This is a genomic window from Onishia niordana (assembly GCF_004798965.1).
GTDB lineage: Bacteria > Pseudomonadota > Gammaproteobacteria > Pseudomonadales > Halomonadaceae > Onishia > Onishia niordana.
In genome coordinates this window covers 1-274 of sequence record NZ_SDSD01000063.1, presented here as the reverse complement: position 1 = coordinate 274, position 274 = coordinate 1, and the positions used below count along the sequence as shown (strand labels likewise).

Below are 274 nucleotides of genomic sequence, written 5' to 3'. Positions count from 1 at the left end.
CATAAGCTGTTAAACCATATTGCGCAATAACAGCATTTAATTTTGAGGCATAATTTGGATCTGTAGCATAGCGTCCTTGCAACCAAGCGGTTGCATCGTGATAAGAGCTTGTATTTTCACGCCAAACACCTGAATACAAGAAAGAGCCACGTAATAAACGTGCTTGTGCAGCACAAGCCTCTGCAACTGAAGCATAAGCTTGGAAAGGTTCCACGACATTATGCATTTGTCCGTCAAGAAATTCTTGTGTAGGCAAATAAACTGGATTTCCTGA

The 274-nt window shown here is 41.2% G+C and carries 1 protein-coding gene; it reads right to left on the bottom strand.

Annotated elements, in window-relative coordinates; genetic code table 11:
• The coding region (locus tag ETC27_RS17950; RefSeq protein WP_205742776.1) for a glucosaminidase domain-containing protein at positions 1 to 274 on the bottom strand (274 nt) is incomplete at both ends.